The sequence below is a fragment of the Curtobacterium sp. MCBD17_013 genome, assembly GCF_003234565.1.
GTDB lineage: Bacteria > Actinomycetota > Actinomycetes > Actinomycetales > Microbacteriaceae > Curtobacterium.
On the sequence record NZ_QKTU01000005.1, the window covers coordinates 104,656 to 120,595 of the forward strand.

13 protein-coding genes and 1 tRNA gene are annotated in these 15,940 nt (G+C 71.3%); 3 read left to right on the top strand and 11 right to left on the bottom strand.

Annotated features, from left to right (window positions below):
- Positions 1 to 102 precede the first annotated feature (102 nt).
- Complete coding sequence (locus DEI81_RS07890) at positions 103 to 906, top strand: trimeric intracellular cation channel family protein (RefSeq protein WP_258368563.1); 804 nt, start codon at positions 103 to 105, stop codon at positions 904 to 906.
- Positions 907 to 918: 12 nt separating this feature from the next.
- On the opposite strand, the gene DEI81_RS07895 is transcribed toward DEI81_RS07890, so the two are convergent.
- The 5 genes from DEI81_RS07895 to DEI81_RS07915 all read right to left on the bottom strand — a co-directional run bounded on the left by DEI81_RS07895 (position 919) and on the right by DEI81_RS07915 (position 8,454).
- Positions 919 to 1,791, bottom strand: coding sequence for a glycosyltransferase family 2 protein (locus tag DEI81_RS07895; protein ID WP_181435346.1), 873 nt, complete (start codon positions 1,789 to 1,791; stop codon positions 919 to 921).
- Positions 1,792 to 1,972: 181 nt separating this feature from the next.
- Complete coding sequence (locus DEI81_RS07900) at positions 1,973 to 3,739, bottom strand: Na+/H+ antiporter (RefSeq protein ID WP_111010069.1); 1,767 nt, start codon at positions 3,737 to 3,739, stop codon at positions 1,973 to 1,975.
- Between the two features lie 103 nt (positions 3,740 to 3,842).
- Positions 3,843 to 6,209: a DUF3488 and transglutaminase-like domain-containing protein gene (locus DEI81_RS07905; RefSeq protein WP_111010071.1), complete on the bottom strand. Its 2,367-nt coding sequence runs from the start codon at positions 6,207 to 6,209 to the stop codon at positions 3,843 to 3,845.
- On the bottom strand, positions 6,206 to 7,360 hold the full coding sequence (locus tag DEI81_RS07910) for a DUF58 domain-containing protein (protein ID WP_181435347.1): 1,155 nt from the start codon (positions 7,358 to 7,360) through the stop codon (positions 6,206 to 6,208). Before DEI81_RS07910 ends, DEI81_RS07905 begins: the two co-directional genes overlap by 4 nt.
- Before the next feature lie 68 nt (positions 7,361 to 7,428).
- Entirely contained in the window at positions 7,429 to 8,454 is a 1,026-nt protein-coding gene (locus DEI81_RS07915) for a MoxR family ATPase (RefSeq protein WP_111010075.1), read from the bottom strand.
- A gap of 113 nt (positions 8,455 to 8,567) precedes the next feature.
- On the opposite strand from DEI81_RS07915, the gene DEI81_RS07920 reads away from it, so the two are divergent.
- Entirely contained in the window at positions 8,568 to 9,497 is a 930-nt protein-coding gene (locus DEI81_RS07920; RefSeq protein WP_111010077.1) for an acetamidase/formamidase family protein, read from the top strand.
- A gap of 172 nt (positions 9,498 to 9,669) precedes the next feature.
- On the opposite strand, the gene DEI81_RS07925 is transcribed toward DEI81_RS07920, so the two are convergent.
- The 4 genes from DEI81_RS07925 to DEI81_RS07940 form a co-directional block, all read right to left on the bottom strand.
- Positions 9,670 to 9,966 (bottom strand): excalibur calcium-binding domain-containing protein, encoded by a 297-nt coding sequence (locus DEI81_RS07925; protein WP_111010079.1) that lies wholly within the window; start codon positions 9,964 to 9,966, stop codon positions 9,670 to 9,672.
- 124 nt (positions 9,967 to 10,090) lie between these two features.
- The gene (locus DEI81_RS07930) at positions 10,091 to 11,305 is read right to left on the bottom strand and encodes a Fic family protein (RefSeq protein ID WP_111010080.1); all 1,215 of its coding nucleotides are present in this window, start codon (positions 11,303 to 11,305) and stop codon (positions 10,091 to 10,093) included.
- A 117-nt stretch (positions 11,306 to 11,422) separates the two neighbouring features.
- Entirely contained in the window at positions 11,423 to 12,457 is a 1,035-nt protein-coding gene (locus DEI81_RS07935) for an ABC transporter permease (protein WP_111010082.1), read from the bottom strand.
- The gene (locus tag DEI81_RS07940) at positions 12,454 to 13,563 is read right to left on the bottom strand and encodes an ABC transporter ATP-binding protein (protein ID WP_181435348.1); all 1,110 of its coding nucleotides are present in this window, start codon (positions 13,561 to 13,563) and stop codon (positions 12,454 to 12,456) included. The genes DEI81_RS07935 and DEI81_RS07940 overlap by 4 nt, the downstream gene beginning before the upstream one ends.
- 486 nt (positions 13,564 to 14,049) lie before the next feature.
- On the opposite strand from DEI81_RS07940, the gene DEI81_RS07945 reads away from it, so the two are divergent.
- Positions 14,050 to 14,138: transfer RNA gene (locus DEI81_RS07945), tRNA-Ser, on the top strand.
- A 55-nt stretch (positions 14,139 to 14,193) separates the two neighbouring features.
- Here DEI81_RS07945 and DEI81_RS07950 read toward each other — a convergent pair.
- Positions 14,194 to 15,312 carry a tyrosine-type recombinase/integrase gene (locus DEI81_RS07950; protein ID WP_111010086.1) on the bottom strand — a complete coding sequence of 373 codons (1,119 nt, stop codon included), beginning with the start codon at positions 15,310 to 15,312 and terminating at the stop codon, positions 14,194 to 14,196.
- Positions 15,313 to 15,314: 2 nt separating this feature from the next.
- Positions 15,315 to 15,860 (bottom strand): hypothetical protein, encoded by a 546-nt coding sequence (locus DEI81_RS07955; RefSeq protein WP_146244041.1) that lies wholly within the window; start codon positions 15,858 to 15,860, stop codon positions 15,315 to 15,317.
- Between the last annotated feature and the right edge of the window lie 80 nt (positions 15,861 to 15,940).

Consider the following 15,940-nt stretch of genomic DNA (forward strand, 5'->3'; position numbering starts at 1 on the left):
GTGGGGTGAGGGGCGACGACCCCGCGGAGTGGAACGGAGGTAAGGCTAACCTAAGAGCGCGGGTGTCGTCCACGGCCCGGCCCGAACCGCGAAGATGGACCGGTGCAGTTCTCCTCCGCTGACGCACTGGTCGTCCCCGCGCACGCGCTCGCGACCGTGACGAACGTCCTCGACCTCGCGGGGGTGTTCGCGTCCGCGCTGCTCGGCGGGTCGCTCGCGCGCGAGATGGACTTCGACCTGTTCGGGTTCCTCGTGGTCGGGTTCGTCTCGGGGCTCGGCGGCGGGATCCTCCGCGACGTCCTGCTCCAGGACGGCCCGCCGGTCGCGCTGACCGACCCGCTGTACGTCCCGGTGGCGCTCGTCGGAGCGCTCGTGGCGTTCTTCGTCTCGATCTCGGAGCGGGCGTGGGACCGCCTGTTCACGGTGCTCGACGCAGCCGTCATCGGGTTCTGGGCCGTGGTCGGCGTGCAGCGGACGTTCGACGCGCACCTGGGCTGGGGTCCGGCGATCATCATGGGCACCGTGACCGCGGTCGGGGGCGGTGCGGCCCGTGACCTCCTGCTCCGGCGGGTGCCCGCGGTGCTCGGCGGGAACGCCCTCTACGCGTCCGTCGCCGTGGCCGCGTCGATCGTCATGGTCGTCGCGTCGGCGTTGCACGTCCCGACGATCGGCATCGTCGTCGCGATCCTGCTGTCGCTCCTGCTCCGGCTCGGCGCCGTCCGGTACGGCTGGGGGCTGCCGAACGGCCGCGACTGGCAGCCGCAGTCCGCGCTCGCGACGCTCTTCCGCCGGGGTCGGCGGCCCGAGCGCATGCGGCTCCTGCGCCGGTCCCGACGCGGCCGCGAGCGCGACGACCAGGACGGGCCGGCCTCCGCGACCTCGGACGGGCCTCCCGAACGCCGCTGACGGCCGTCGCCGTCAGCGCAGCAACGCCCGCCGCTCCATGAGCGCGATCCGGCGGAGCAGCGGCCGCCGCTGCCCGGCCGGGAGGACCGCCACCGCGCCCCGGAACCGCCGCAGCTCCTCGCCGATCCCGTCCGGCGCTCCACCCGCCGGCAGTCCGGCCCGACGCCACGCGAACCACGAGGGACGGAACCCGACGGTCGCGAGCGCGAGCGCGTCGAACGCCTCGTGGACGAGCTCGGTGTCCGCGCGGGCGGCCCGCCACCACGACTGTGCCGTGATCTGGCCGGGGTGGCGTCGGTAGAGGACCGCCGGGACCCGGTCCCGCACGAGCCGGAGCCCCGCACCGGCAGCGCGGAGCCAGAGGTCGTAGTCCTCGGACGCGACGGATCGGCATCCGCCGAGGTCTCGGATCAGCCGGGTGCGCGCGGTCATCGTCGGGTTCATGAAGGGGTTCTCGAGCAGCAGCGCGAACGGCGCCGCCGCAGCGGACAGTCGGCGGAGCGGTTGTGGGCGCGCGACGGGTGTACCGGGGAGCCAGTCGACCGCGGGCGCGAACACGAGGTCCGCGGACCGCAGCAGGGCGAGCTGTCGCCGGAACCGGAACGGCGCGCACACGTCGTCCGCGTCCATGCGTGCGACGACGGGCGCCGTGACCTCGTCGAGCAGGGTGTTCATGCCGGCGGCGATCCCGACGCTCGGCCCGACCAGGACGCGGAGCCGGGCGTCCCGGATCCGCTCGAGCACCCCGAGCGTGTCGTCCGTGCTGCCGTCGTCGCGCACCAGGAGCTCGCCGTCCTCGGGGAGCGCGCGGAGGACCGTCCGCACGGCCGTGCCGACCGTGCCGGCCGCGTTCCGGGCAGGCATGACGCAGGTGATCGTGGGCATGGCGGTCCTCCTCGGCGTTCCGGGCATGCTGCCGGGACCGCGGCGCGCCGCATCCGCCGGGAGGCGCGGCACCACCGGTCCGCGCCCGTCGCGTCACCCGCGGCCTCACCCCGAGCGGTGGGGATCCGCCGGAGGGCCGTCGCCCGCCGTCCCGGTCCGCCGCCATCTGCTCGGGCTCGGTTCAGTCGTCCTCGCTGATCGCGGCGAGGCGGAGCTCCTCGACGTCGAACCGGCCCTGCACGCGACGCATCACCGCGTCGTCGATGGCCCGGGAGCGTCGGAGGTCGTCGACGGCCGTCCGCTTCGCTTCGAGCAGCGCGAGCCGCAGCGCGATGTCGGCCTGCTCGGCCTCCCGTTCGAGCTGGATCTCGTCGGGCTCGCCGTCCGTCGCATCCTCAGCAGCCCCGCCGATCAGGTCCTCCGCGTCGGGGCCGTCGGCACCTGCAGCCATGGCTTCGCCGGCCGATCCGCCCGTGCCGCCGATCACCGCGGCGGACACGGTCACCCCGGCGTCCGCCGCCGCCCGACTCGCCGCCGCGGCGTCGCCCTCGGCGGCCTCCGCATCGCGCCGCAGCCGCTCGAGGCGGCGCCCGTAGTCGGCGCGCAGGTCCTCGCGGACCTCCTCGGGCGACTCGAGCCGGCTCGCGACGTCGTCGAGCGAATCGAGCGCCCCCTGCAGGGCCGCCCGCTCTGCCTCGATCTCCTCCCGTTGCTCCTCGGGATCCTCGGGCAGGCGTGCCCATCGCACGATCACGGGCATCGTGAGTCCCTCGACCACGAGCGTCACGAGGATGACGACGAACGTCGCCGCGATGACGAGGTCGCGGTCGTGGACCGGGCTCCCGTCGGACATGGCGCGCGGGACACCGAGCGCGGCCGCGAGGGACACCGCACCCCGGAACCCGGCCCACGCGATCGGCATGCGCTCCCGGAAGTGCAGGTGCCGGTCGCGCTCCCCCGCCCGCCGGTCGAGCAACCGGCTCGCGTACGGGGTCGTGTTGACCCAGAGGAACCGCATGCCGATCACCGCGGCGGTGCTCCCGAGCCCGAGCGCGAGTGCCGTCACCCAGTCGTCGTGGAGCACGGCGAGGAGCGTCGGGTGGAAGTCGAGTCCGACGAGCACGAACAGCGCGCCGTTGAGCAGGTAGGACGTGACCTGCCAGAAGCCGTACCCCTGGACCCGCGCGTGCGCACTGATGACGCGGTGCCCGATCTGCGTCAGGAGCAACCCCGCCGTGACCACCGAGACGACCCCGGAGACGCCGAACAGCTCGGCGGGCAGGTACGCGAGGAACGGGGTGAGCACGCTGAGCGTGTTCTCGAGCAGCCGGTTGTCGAGGTACCGCCGCACCCAGTAGACGATGAGACCGACCGCCAGGCCGATCGCGATGCCGAACCCGTACGAGGCGAAGAACCGCACGACCGCGCCCCACACGTCGATGTCCTGCCCGCTCACCACGGCGCCCACGGCGACCGAGTAGAGGACGAGCGCGGTGCCGTCGTTGACGAGGCTCTCGGCCCGCAGCGTCGTGATGAGCCGCCGGGGCAACCGCGCGGCCACCGCAGCGACCGCCGTGGCGTCGGTCGGGGCGAGGACCGCGCCGAGCGTGATCGACAGCGCCCAGGTCAGCCCGAGCAGGTGTGCGACGACCGCGACCACCGCGGCCGTGGCGAACACGAGACCCACCGCGAGCAGCGCGATCGTGCGCAGGTTGCTCCGGATCTCGCGCAGTGACGTGTTGAGGGACTCCCAGTACAGGAGTGCGGGGAGGAACAGCAGCAGCACCGCTTCGGACGGCAGCCGCACGCCGCCGAGCCCCGGCAGGAACCCGACCCCCGCGCCCAGCACCAGGAGGACGAGCGGCGCCGCGACGCGGATGCGTTGGGCGACCACGCCCCCGACGAGGATGGTCGCGCCGAGCACGACGGCGAGCTCGAGTCCGTCCACCCGTCCTGTCTACTCGGCGGCGGGCCGGGACACCGCCTCGGGGCCGGTTGCAGCACGTCCTCAGCAGCGCGGCGGGGACCTCCTCGGCGGGTCGCGACGGGACCTACTCGGCGGGTCGCGGCGCCTGCGGTGCGGCATGTCGGCGCCCGCGACCGGTCCACGCTCTCGACGGCGCGAGAGACGGCGGCCACACCCGGGACAGCACCCGGCGCCAGGGTGACACGGCTGCGTCGAGCCCGACCCGGACCTCCCGAACGGCGTCCCGCAACCGGTCCTGGTCGACCGGTGCGGTACCCGGTCGTGCGTAGCGCTCGCGGTCGAGCGCGTCGACCACCGTCCCCAGCGGCGTCAGCGTCACCGGCGGCAGGGTGGCGCCCAGGCGCGTCAGCACCGCTCGGGCCGTCCGGGCCGCGAGCGCGGGATCGTCCGGCGGCACCGTCGCCGGCGTGAACCCGTGGTCGGCGACGTCGTCGATCACCTCGCGCCAGGCGTTCGCGGCGGGATCGCGACCGGTCTGGACCAGTCCGAGACGTCGACGACGGCGGAGGGTGCGGAACAGTCCCGGACCGACCAGCGCACCGAGCGCCACGAGGACCGCGAGGGCGATCTCCCACGTCGCCGAGCCGCCGTCCGGTCCGCCCGTGCCAGCGCCGGACGCAGCATCCGGCGTCGGCGACGCCGACGAGGGCTGCGCGGTCGGCTGGTTCGCGGGCGCGGAGCGGAGGGGCGTGACCGTCGGGAGCGAGGTCGGCGACGCGGTGGCGGGCAGCTCGGCGTCCGACTGGTCCTGTGCGACCGGCGTCGGCTCGAAGCCCACCCAGCCGGCGCCCTTGATGTACAACTCGGGCCACGAGTGCAGCTGCCGGTTCGAGACGACGTACTCGCCGTCCTTCTGCGTGCCGCCCGGCCGGTACCCGACCGCGATGCGCGACGGGATCCCGAGCACCCGGGCCATGACCGCCATCGCCGAGGCGAAGTGCACGCAGTACCCGGCCCGCACCTGCAGGAACTTCGCGACGACGTCCATGCTGTCGCCGTCGTACCCCTGCTCGACGGGCGCCGTCTCGGAGTAGGTGAAGCGGCCGCTCCGGAACCACGACTCGAGTGCGCGTGCCTGCTCGTACTGGTCACCCGCCGTCCCGGCGACGCGCTCGGCGGCGGCGCGGATGCTCCCGGGGAGGTTGCGCGGCAGCTGGAGGTCGGTGTGGAGCTGGGCGGACGTCGGACGGTTCCAGTCGCCACTCGCGATCATGCCGAAGCGACCGTGCTGGGCGATCGCGTCGAGGTAGGGGTTGGCGAACGTCGCGACCCCGTACGCCTGGTAGACGTCGCCGCGGCGGGTCGTCTGCCCGGTGGACCGGACGGTGTTCGACCGCCCCATCCACCGCCACTGGGTGAGGTCGAGCGCGGTCGACCGGGACTGGATCCCGACCGCACCCGACGGCAGCGGCAGGTACTGGCTCGACAGCCCCGTGACCCGGACCTGGACGTCCTCGCGGCTGGCGACCCGCGGGTTCACCCCGGTGGCGAACTGGCCCTGGTCGGCACTCGGGGCGGTGCTGGCATCGACCACCGAGGGCACCCAGTCGCCCGTGCCGAACTCGTCGAGGTCCGCGAGCTTGAGGTACTCCGGCACCCCCGTCGTCGTCCGGTAGCGGAACACCTCGATCTCGCTCGGACGCCGCAGGTCGTCACCGAGTTTGAGGAGGGTGCCGGGGCGCCCGGGGTTGATCGGGGCCTGGATCGCGCCCGTGACCCCCGACAGCCAGCTGGCGTCGATCGGGACGACGGTCGGCAGGCCCACCGCGACGACGAGGGCGACCGCGCCGATCACCATCGCCGGGAACGCCTGCTGCACGGGCCGGACCGACAACCAGAGGACGAGCAGGAACGCCATGCCCGTGAGCACGACGAGCACCACGCTCGGCGCCGTTCCCGTCACGGTCCCCGGGACGACGAGTGCGACGAACGCGGGCACGGCGGCGAGGGCGGCCGTGGGCGCGATGACCGCGACGAACAGGGCGACGCCGGCGGTCCAGACGAGCGTGACGGACACGACGAGCTGCACCGCGTCGGTCTCGGGGAGCGGCGCGGGGTTCACCTTGATCGCGAGCAGCGCCTGCCCGAGCGCGCCGCTGCGGTCGAGCCACCCGAGCGGCTCCGTGCCGTCGAGGATCGCCAGCGCGCATGAGCCGCCGACGAGGGTGACGACGAGCGCGACGAAGCGGGCCCACCGCGGGCGGGTGCGGACGGCGAGCATCACGCCCACGAGCAGGGCGGTGACGACGAGCGCGGAGACCCACCACGCGATCCCCTGCACGAGCGGGCGGACGGCGAGCGACGCCACGACCACGGGCAGCGCCGCGGCGGCCACGAGCGTGCGGCTCGGCGTGCCCGGGTCCTCGTCGGTGCGGTCGTCGCGCTCGAGGACGTCACGGCCCGTGACCGGGCGACGGGCGGTGTCGGTCATCGGACACTCCCGCCCACGGGAACCACGAGGACGCGCCATCCGGCACGGTCGAGGACCCCGCGAGCGGCTGCGTCCGGTGGCGTGATCGCCACGAGGAGCCCGCGCGAGGCCGGGGGCGTGCGAGCGACGAGCTCTGACGCCTGCTCCGCCGTGCACTGGCCCGTGACGACCGCGGTCATGCCGTGCACGTCGACGGCACGGACCTCGGGCAGGACCTCGGCCACCGGGCGCGCGTCGGAGCGCAGCGTGACGTCGGCGAGTCCGACGAGCACGGACGCCAGGTCCCCCGCGGGCGACGGCTGGACGTCGTCCGCGGTGACGAGGGCGACGCGGGACGTCCGCGCGGCGAGCACCCGTGCGACGCTCGCGGCGACGACGACCGCGTGCTCGAACGCGGCGTCCCCGGCCATGTCGGACAGCTCGGCGAACGGGTCGCGGCCGAGCTCCTGGTAGGAGGCGCGGCGCACGTCGAGCAGGACGGTCGCCTCGGGCGGCTGGGCCTGTGCGGTCTGCCGGACGTGGAGTTCGCCGCGCTTGGCGCTCTGCCCCCAGTGCACGCGGCGGATGGGATCGCCCGGTCGGTAGGGCCGGAGTTCGCTGTCGTCCGCGGACCCGCCTTGGCCGGTTCGTCCGGCCTCGGCCGAGACCGCACCCGAGAGCACGCCCGTCTCGATCGCGCCGAGCACCGTGGTGCGGGGCACGACGACGATCTCCTGCGCCGCCACGACGACCCGGTCGACGTGGACGAGTCCGAACGGGTCGGCGACACGGACCGTCGCCGGACCCAACCGGGGACGACCGCGGCGCGCGGCGATGGCCTCGACGGTGAGCCGCGCCGGGGGACGACCCGACCCGACGTCGACGAGGGCCTCGAGGTCCCCTGCCGATGCGAAGTGGTCGTCGAGGCGGTCACGCACGAGCACCCGCACGACGCCGAGCGCCCGCTGCCGACCCTCGACCAGCAGCGTGGCGCGGAACACGGCACCGGCCTCGATCGTCGTACGCGGGACCTGCCGCGTCGCCCGGATCGGTCCGGCGGCGACCATCGCGACGACGGCGCCGAGGACGACGAGCACGAGGACGAGGAGCCCGGCCGTCACCGCGAGGCTCGTCGTCGCCACGAGCCCGGCCCCGACCAGACCGATGCCCACCGCGACCGTGGTCCACCCACGTGAGGTCGGGCGCGGCAGGGCGACCCGACCGCGGCGGGTCCCGGGCATCAGGACGGCACGGCCGCGGCGCCGAACGGCACCGCCGTGTCGGCGACGATACGGACGACGACGTCACGAGCGGCGTCCTCGGCACCGCCGCCGAGGTTCCGGGCGACGGGCACGAGGCGGTGCGCGAGCACGACCGGGGCGAGCGCGGCGACGTCGTCGGGGGTGACGAACGGACGACCCTCGAGCGCGGCGCGAGCCCGTGCAGCACCGGCGAGGTGCAGGGTCGACCGCGGACTCGCACCGAGCAGCAGGTCCGGGTGCCTCCGGGTCGAGCGGACGATGTCGACGACGTAGCCCTCGACGTCGGGCGCGACGTGCACGGCGTGCACGGCCCGGATCATCGCCGCGAGGGTCGCGACGTCGACGATGGGCCGCAGTGCCGACATCGGGTCGCCGACGCCACGGCTGCGGAGCATCTCGCGTTCGGCGTCGAGGCTCGGGTAGCCCATCGTGATACGGGCCATGAAGCGGTCACGCTGTGCCTCGGGCAGTGGGTACGTGCCCTCCATGTCGATGGGATTCTGCGTCGCGACGATCATGAACGGCGACTCGAGGGGCCGTGTCACGCCGTCGACCGTGACCTGCGACTCCGCCATGGCCTCGAGCAGGGCGGACTGGGTCTTGGGGCTCGTCCGGTTGATCTCGTCACCGATGACCACGTTCGCGAACACGGGCCCGGGGGCGAACCGAAAGGACCCGGACGCCTGGTCGTAGATGTTCACGCCCGTCACGTCGGACGGCAGCATGTCGCTCGTGAACTGGATGCGGCTCACCGACCCACCGACCGTGGCCGCGAGGGCCTTCGCGAGCACGGTCTTGCCGACACCCGGGACGTCCTCCACGAGCAGGTGCCCCTCGGCCAGCATGACCGTCAGCGCGGTGCGGATCGCCTCGGTCTTGCCGTCCACGACCGTGCCCACCGCACGCACGATCGCGTCGCCCGCGGAGCGGATCTCGTCGACCGGGAACGATGCCCCCGCCCCGCCCGGTCCCCCCGGATCGGCGACGTCAGCGCTGTGTGGCAAGCCGGACCTCCAGGCTCGTAGGACGTGTCCGGGAATGCTACCTCGGGCCGATGGCAGCCCCCTCCGCGACGGCGGGCGCCGTCCTGTACCCCTCTCGGTGGCAGGATCGGTGCATGGCGGACCACGTTCTCGAGCCCACGACCGACACGGCGATCGACGTCTTCACGGCGGAGCGCGCGCCCGTCCTGCGGGCGTCCCCCGGCGACACCGTCACCGTCCGCACGCTGAGCGCGGCCGGGTACCTCGAACGGCAGCAGGAGCCGGGCCAGGAGGTCCCGACACTCATCACGAGCCGCCGCGGCCACTGCCTCGTCGGCCCCGTCGCGCTCACCGGCGCGCTGCCCGGGCAGGTGCTCGCCGTGCGGTTCGACGCCCTGGTCCCCGGGACCTGGGGCTACACCGGCTCGGGCGGCGTCGACAACGAGCTGAACCGGGCCCTCGGTCTCGCCGACACCGCGACGCGGGGGCCGCTGCTCTGGGACATCGACGCCGAGGCCGGCGTGGCACGGAACCAGCTCGGCCTGGGCGTCCGGACCGCACCGTTCCTCGGCGTCGTGGGCGTGCCTCCCGAGCCGACCGGCGAGCACTCGACCATCCCGCCGCGGCCCGTCGGCGGCGGGAACATCGACTGCCGCGAGCTCGTCGCAGGCGCGACGCTGTACCTCCCGGTCACCGTGCCGGACGCGCTCCTGTTCGTCGGCGACGGCCACGCGGCGCAGGGCGACGGCGAGGTCTCGGGCACCGCCGTCGAGTGCGACATGACGACGACGATGACGCTGTCCCTGCTCGACACGGCACCGGTCCCGGGCGTCCACGCCGACACCCCGGCGGGTCGGATCACCTTCGGGTTCGACGCCGACCTCAACGCGGCGACCGCCACGGCCCTCAACGCCATGGTCGACTGGATCGCTGCGCTGCACGACGTCACCCGCGCGCAGGCCCTGGCGATGGCGAGTGTCGCCGTCAGCATGCGGGTCACCCAGATCGCGAACCAGACGTGGGGCGTGCACGCGCTGCTGCCGCACGACGCGATCCTCGTCTGAGGCGGCGCACCGCCTCCGCCGTCGCGCGGCGTCGCACCGACTCGCACCGACGTCGCACCGACGTCGCACCGGCGTCGATGAGCCGCGGAACGGACTGTGAACCGGGGCGATGCGCGGCTCCTGGTCCGTTCCGCGGCTCATCCCGCTGGCGCGGCCGCCGAGGGGCGCCGGGTCAGTCCGCCTCGCAGGCGATCCCGTCCTTGTCGGCGTCGAGCTTGCTGTTCGCCGAGTACAGGGCGTTGTCCTTCTTGACGGTGCCCTTGAGCTTGCGGTGCTCGACCGTGCCGTTGGTGTGGTGCACCGTGTTGTACGTCACCGAGGTCTTGGCGATGCCGCCCGAGTAGACCTTGTGCACGGCGGTGCAGTTGGCGTACTTGGTGGTGGCTGCCTCGGCGGCGGTGGCGTTGCCCACCCCGGCGACCGCGACCGCCGTGAGCACGAGGCCGATGGTGATGGCGCGCTTGCGCATCTTCCCCTCCGTGCGCCGCCGGGTTCGGGTCCGCGGCGCTGCGACCGGATCCACCGATCAGCGTCAGCATAGGGGTCGCGAGGAGTCCTCGCGTACCTCCGAAGCGGCGGTGTCCGGAGGGTCGTCAGTACGACGGATCCTGGCGCCGGCCGCTCCGCTCCGCGAAGGCGTCGAGGGCGTCGAGCACCTCCGGGTTCAGCCACACCCGGTTCCGCCGCTGGCCGTTGACCATCCGGAGGATCCCGCGCTCGGTCAACTGCTGCAGCGCGTTGTCCACCGCCGGTTGGCTTGCGCCCGTGCGCTCGCGTGCGAGCCGAGCGTTGAGTGCCGGGTGCTCGATGGACACCCGCGCGAGCCGTCGCGCCGTCGAGTCCGCACGGAGGCCCGTCAACCGACCGTCCCACTCGCGCTGCAGTCGCGCCAAGTCCTCGGCGAGCACGGTCGCGTTGCGGAGCGCTGCGAGTGAGGCCGTCGCGAACACGGCCACGATCGGGGCCACGTCCCCCCGCCGATAGGCGTCGAGCGCATCGAAGTACGCGTCGACGTCCGTGAGGATGCCGCTGCTGACCGGGATCGTCATGTGTCGGATCAGCCGACCGTTGCGGAGGATGGCCTGCACGAGCGCGCGGCCCGTCCGGCCGTTCCCGTCGGGGAACGGGTGGATGGTCTCGAACTGCGCATGTGCGACGGCCGCCTGGACGAGGACGGGGAGGTCCGTCCGCCTGGTGAACGCGACGAGATCGGCCATCGCATCCGCCACGCGTTCGTGGTGCGGCGGGACGAACGCCGCGTCGTGCGGGAGTGCGCCCCCGATCCACACCTGCTCCGCGCGGTACCCGCCGACCAGCCGGGGTGCGGAGCTCTCGAGCAACTGGCGGTGCATCTCGATGATCGTCGCGTCGCTGATGTCGTCGGCGAGGGCGATCGCTGCTTCCATGGCGCGGACGTTCCGCACGATGAGCGGCGCGTTGCCCTGGATCCGCTCGTCGATCTCCGCCTCGGCGATGGCCCGCGCACCGGAGGTCAGGTGCTCGATCTGCGAGCTCGACGCGGACTCGCTGCGGAGCAGGACCGCCGAGAACGGCGCCGGGAATCCCGCGAACTCGCCGTCGAATCGGGTGATCGTCCTGGACGCGTCATCGACCTCGGCGACGACCTCGGTGGGGATCGTGAAGGGCATCGCGGCGATCGCCGGTGGAACGGCGGCGAGGTAGGGCGCGCGACGCCGCTCGGCTGCTCGTCGCGAGAGCAGGTCCGGGTTGTGCACAGGCGGGAGCACGCGCTCCTCGTACCGCACCGCCGGACCGTCCTGCCCTGCCGGACTCGCTCCTGAACTCATCGGTCGCCACCTCCTTGCATAAGGTTATGGCACAACCTTATGTAAGGCCCGCGCAACGACAAGGCCGGGACACCCAAGCGACCCGCGGACGCCAGCGGCATCTCCTCAACATCGCGACTACAGCTCGCCCTGGTCCCACTTGAACAGTCGCGCCGCGAGCAGCGCAGCTGCGATGCCGACCGCGGCCATCATCAGCCACAGCCAGTAGACCGAGACGAACGGGTCCGTCCCGGTGATGTCCGCCCCGATGGCCTGCATGAACCACGTGCTCGGGAACCCGTCGGTGATGGAGCGCACTGCGTTCGGGAACACGTCGATCGGCACGACGGTGCCGGAGGTCAGGATGACGATGACCGGGAGGAACCCGGTGATCTGTGTGGTCACATCAGGGTTGGCGGACCGGCTCGCCAAGAGGTAGGCGAAGGCGAACAGCATCGCCAACCCGAGGACGAGGGTCACGAACAGTCGCACGATGTTGAACGACTCCACGTACCCCTGGCTCCAGGCGATGAGCACGATGACGATCGCCTCGGCGATGCCCAGGGCCAAGCGCACCGGGCTCTGCGCGAGGATGAACGCCATCCGTCTGACCGGAGTCGTCCCGAGCAGCCGGAGTGTGCCGCGTTGCCGGAGCGCGACCAACGGCACGGAGGTCCCCATGAACGCGATCGCCATGAACCCGGTGACCAGCACCGTGGCGAGATTGACGCGGAGTATGTCGTTCTCGGCCTCGCCGGAGGCATCAGTGACGACGATGTCCGCCGACGGGATCCCGGTGGAGTGCACCGCGGCGACGAGGTGCTTCCACGCCGGTTTGGTCTTGCCGGCGAGCACGATCCGCGCGCTGTCATCCTCGACCGTGATCCTGGCGGTCGCCGCGTCCTCCGCCCGCACGGCGATGTCGCGGTTCCGCAACGCCTCGACGACCTGCGCGCTGTGTGGCCCGTTCGCGACCGACGCAACTGGAGCGGGCCGACCGCCGTTGATGACGAAGTCGATCCCGACCATCAGGATCAGGAAGAAGAAGAACATGAACATCAAGGCGATGACCGTCTTGATGTTCCGGAACAGCTCTCGAGAGCTCAACAACACCAGTTGCCGGAACGCGTCGCGATGGGTCGACCGCGCGGAGGCGCTCGGTGCGGTTCTCATGGCCGGTTCCCTTTCGTCGTCGCCCCCCGGCGCACGCGACGTTCGTCCGGCAGTTCTGCGAGCTGCAGGAAGATGTCCTCGAGGCTCGCCTGGCGGACATTGAGCTCGCGAGCCCGCAGGGTCCGGGCGAACGTCACTCGACGGATCATTTCGTCCGGGTCCTCTGTCGTGACCTGCACGCGGACACCTCCCAGCACGGGTTCGGAGCTGTACGGAGTCCGCAGGGCGGCGCCGATCTGCTCATCGGTGACGGTCGGGGCCACGGTGAAGGCGACGTCACTGGTGGTCGCGTGCTGACGGATCAACTCGTCCGGGCTGTCGAGTGCAGCCAGGCGCCCGCCGACGATGATGGCGACACGATCGCAGACCGTCGTCGCTTCGTCCATGTGGTGTGTGGAGAGGACGATCGTCGTTCCCCTGTCCCGCAGGCCGTGGATGATCTGCCACAGTGCCTGTCGTGCCGCAGGATCGAGGCCCGCGGACGGTTCGTCGAGGACGAGGACCTCGGGATCTGCGACCAGGGCCACAGCGAGGAGGAGCCGGCGCGTCTGCCCGCCGGACAATCCCTTCGTCCGTTCGACCGCTTGATCCGAGAGACCGACCTCGGCGAGCACGTCCGCGACGGGGCGGGGTTGCTCGTGGAACGAGGCGAACAGCTCGAGCGTTTCCCGCACGGTGAGCGTGTCGAAGAGGCTCGCCGACTGCGGCTGCACCGCGACACGACGTGTGATCGCTTGTCGCTCGATGGCTGGGTCGAGTCCGAGTACGCGGATGACTCCGCTGGTGGGACGTTGCAAGCCCACCATGCATTCGATGGTGGTCGTCTTGCCTGCTCCGTTGGGACCGAGGAAACCGAACACCTCGCCGCGGCGGACCTCGAGATCCAGATCCTGCACCGCGGGGAATTCCCCGAACGACTTCGAGAACGCGGCAAATTCAACGACGGTTTCCCCTGCCCGCCCTGGTCGTGCGCTCGTCTCGCTTCGCATGTGCCCCTGACTCACCGCTGCGGTTGACCAGCTCCCGGGAAAACGCTTCGTTGCGTCGACCACCACGATGACCGCCAGCCCCCGACACCCGGCCGCCCGTAGATTAGCGAGCATCATTCGAACAAGCAACCCGTCGCTCCGTTGCTCGCGTCGCCATCGTGCCGATCTCCCCGCGGTGATCCGGCGACCCCGTTGGGACGCGAGTCGACATGGCGTCGGCGGCAGGCCGAAGCAATCTGCGGGGCTCGCACACGACGCGCGACGGGCAGCGGCACAGGAGGGGACGCGACACGACGGCCGCGCCCCCTCGAGCCGCTCCCCACCCCGCGCATGCCGATCGGATACGGCCGCGCCCTGGGGCTCGCGAGGAGCGACGCCTCTGCTGTGTACGTGTCCGCGCACCGGATCAGACGACCCGGATGTGATCGCGCGCGCGACGGAGCCGATGCTACGAGTCCCCAGAATGGCGGACAACGGGCGCGTTGTCCCCATTTCGAGGGTCTGCGTGGCGCGGCTCAGGCGCACCGGTCCGGGAGGCGGTGGTCCCGCCCGCCGCTCGGCTCCCCTATGATGGTGGTCGCGTGCTCGCTCCGGTGGGCACCGGGAGACGTCGCATAGTCAGGCCTAGTGCACCACCCTGCTAAGGTGGAGTTCCCTTTTGGGAACCGTGGGTTCAAATCCCACCGTCTCCGCACTTCGCGAGCCCCCTGCACCCGCGTACATCCGGTGATGCAGGGGGCTTCGTAGCTACTGCGATGCGCCTCCTGCCCACGTTTTACCCACAATCGATTCCCGCGCAGCGTGATCGAGGCGGTCGGCGAGTGCCTCGAGGTCATCGTCGAAGAGGTCCGCGTACACGTCCAGGGTCATAGCGGCGGAAGCATGCCCGAGCATCCGCTGCACCGCCTTCACATTCGCACCCGAGCTCACGGCGAGGCTCGCCGCGGTGTGCCGAAGCCCGTGAATCGTCATTGGCTCGAGGCCGGCCGTCACGAGCGCAGTCTTGAACCAGGATCGAGATCCATCCGAGACTCGAGTGCGGCGCAAGTGGGCACCGTGCTTGTCTGAAAACACGAGATCGTCCCTGCCCTTCCCCTCGCAAGCCCGAGCCAGATCATTCGCCAGGAAGGCGGGGAACACCAGCGAGCGGCGCTTGTGAGTCTTCGGGGTGCCCACCTCGATGTCCCCGCCGACCTCCACCGCGTTGACGTTCACATTGAGCCGCCTCCGCAGTAGGTCCAGGTCACGAACTCGCAGGCCAATTGCTTCACCCCACCTCAGCCCCGTGTAGGCCAGTACGAGCACGAGCGTGCGCCTTCCACCGGACGCATCGGCCAAATCGTGAACCTGTTGGTGCGTCAGGTACACGTGCTCCTTGGGCACCTTTCGGGGAAGCTTGACTCCGCGCGCGCGGTTCGTCGGTACTCTTCGATCCGCCACCGCCACATCGAGAATCGACGCGAGAATCCCGTATGCCCGAAGGACGGTGGTCGCGCTCTTCTCTGCGCTGAGGCCGGTCACCCACCCCTGCACGTCACTGTGCTGTACCTGTCCGACCGGCACTTTGCCCCACCTCGGTTCGACGTGCAGCCGCCACGCGATCTCAAGCGGGCGGAAGGACGACGGCTTGAGGTGCGTGCGCGTCTCAATCCAGCGCGTCCCGAGATCGCGGACCGCGACACGAGCCGCGGACTCGTCGATGAAGTCCCCACGCGCCTTGCTGACCTCGACCGAAGCCAGGAAGAGCTCGGCCTCGCGCTTGGTCTTGAACCCGCGCTTGTCGGTTTGACGGCGATCCGGTGTCCGGTACCGCACCATGTACCGCTGTTCTTTGCGCGCGGTTTCGTAGCGCACGACGCTACCCATGGTTACTCATTCAGGAATCCCCGTTCGCGGGCTAGTTTGATCCAATGCGACGCCGTGCGATGGGGAATGCTGAATACGTCTGCGACATACTGCGTCGGGGGCTCTAGCTTGATCCGTGCTAGCCGATGTATCCGAGATACCGATGCAAGGGTGTCCGGCTTTGGCCCCTGCTTACTCAGTTCGCCGAAATACTCGTCGCTCGCGACATTATTCAACCACTGATAGGTAGCCTTGCTGCCGGCACCCTCCTTGAGTAGAAGTCCTCGATTCACACACATCTTGAGAATCCAGCCCAAGGGCAATTCGCGTAGCAGCGCGCTGTTGATCCCTTCGCCGCCACCCTCGGACGTAACGCAAAGTTCCGAGATCTCATAGGTGTAGGCCGCCTCGTTCCAAACGATGTCGAGGCGCAACCGAGACCTACGGTCTTCGCCCCAGTGGAGGGTGTCGTCCTGTACGACCTCGGCGGTGAACTTGCGGACGATGACGAGTCCGTCCCCGAGGTCGAGGGTGTTCCGCCTTGTCGCCGCGTTCTTGACGTGTATCACGTGGGCCACTGTACGGCCCCTGTCAGGGGCTCGCCATTGCGCATGCTTGACGGCGAGTCGCAAACATGCTTCTCTGGTCA

Coding starts and splice junctions, on each gene's coding strand:
- DEI81_RS07925 (WP_111010079.1), bottom strand. CDS start 9,966: ATGCGCAAGCGCGCCATCACCATCGGCCTCGTGCTCACGGCGGTCGCG.
- DEI81_RS07895 (WP_181435346.1), bottom strand. CDS start 1,791: ATGCCCACGATCACCTGCGTCATGCCTGCCCGGAACGCGGCCGGCACG.
- DEI81_RS07940 (WP_181435348.1), bottom strand. CDS start 13,563: ATGATGCTCGCTAATCTACGGGCGGCCGGGTGTCGGGGGCTGGCGGTC.
- DEI81_RS07950 (WP_111010086.1), bottom strand. CDS start 15,312: ATGGGTAGCGTCGTGCGCTACGAAACCGCGCGCAAAGAACAGCGGTAC.
- DEI81_RS07935 (WP_111010082.1), bottom strand. CDS start 12,457: ATGAGAACCGCACCGAGCGCCTCCGCGCGGTCGACCCATCGCGACGCG.
- DEI81_RS07920 (WP_111010077.1), top strand. CDS start 8,568: ATGGCGGACCACGTTCTCGAGCCCACGACCGACACGGCGATCGACGTC.
- DEI81_RS07905 (WP_111010071.1), bottom strand. CDS start 6,209: ATGACCGACACCGCCCGTCGCCCGGTCACGGGCCGTGACGTCCTCGAG.
- DEI81_RS07930 (WP_111010080.1), bottom strand. CDS start 11,305: ATGAGTTCAGGAGCGAGTCCGGCAGGGCAGGACGGTCCGGCGGTGCGG.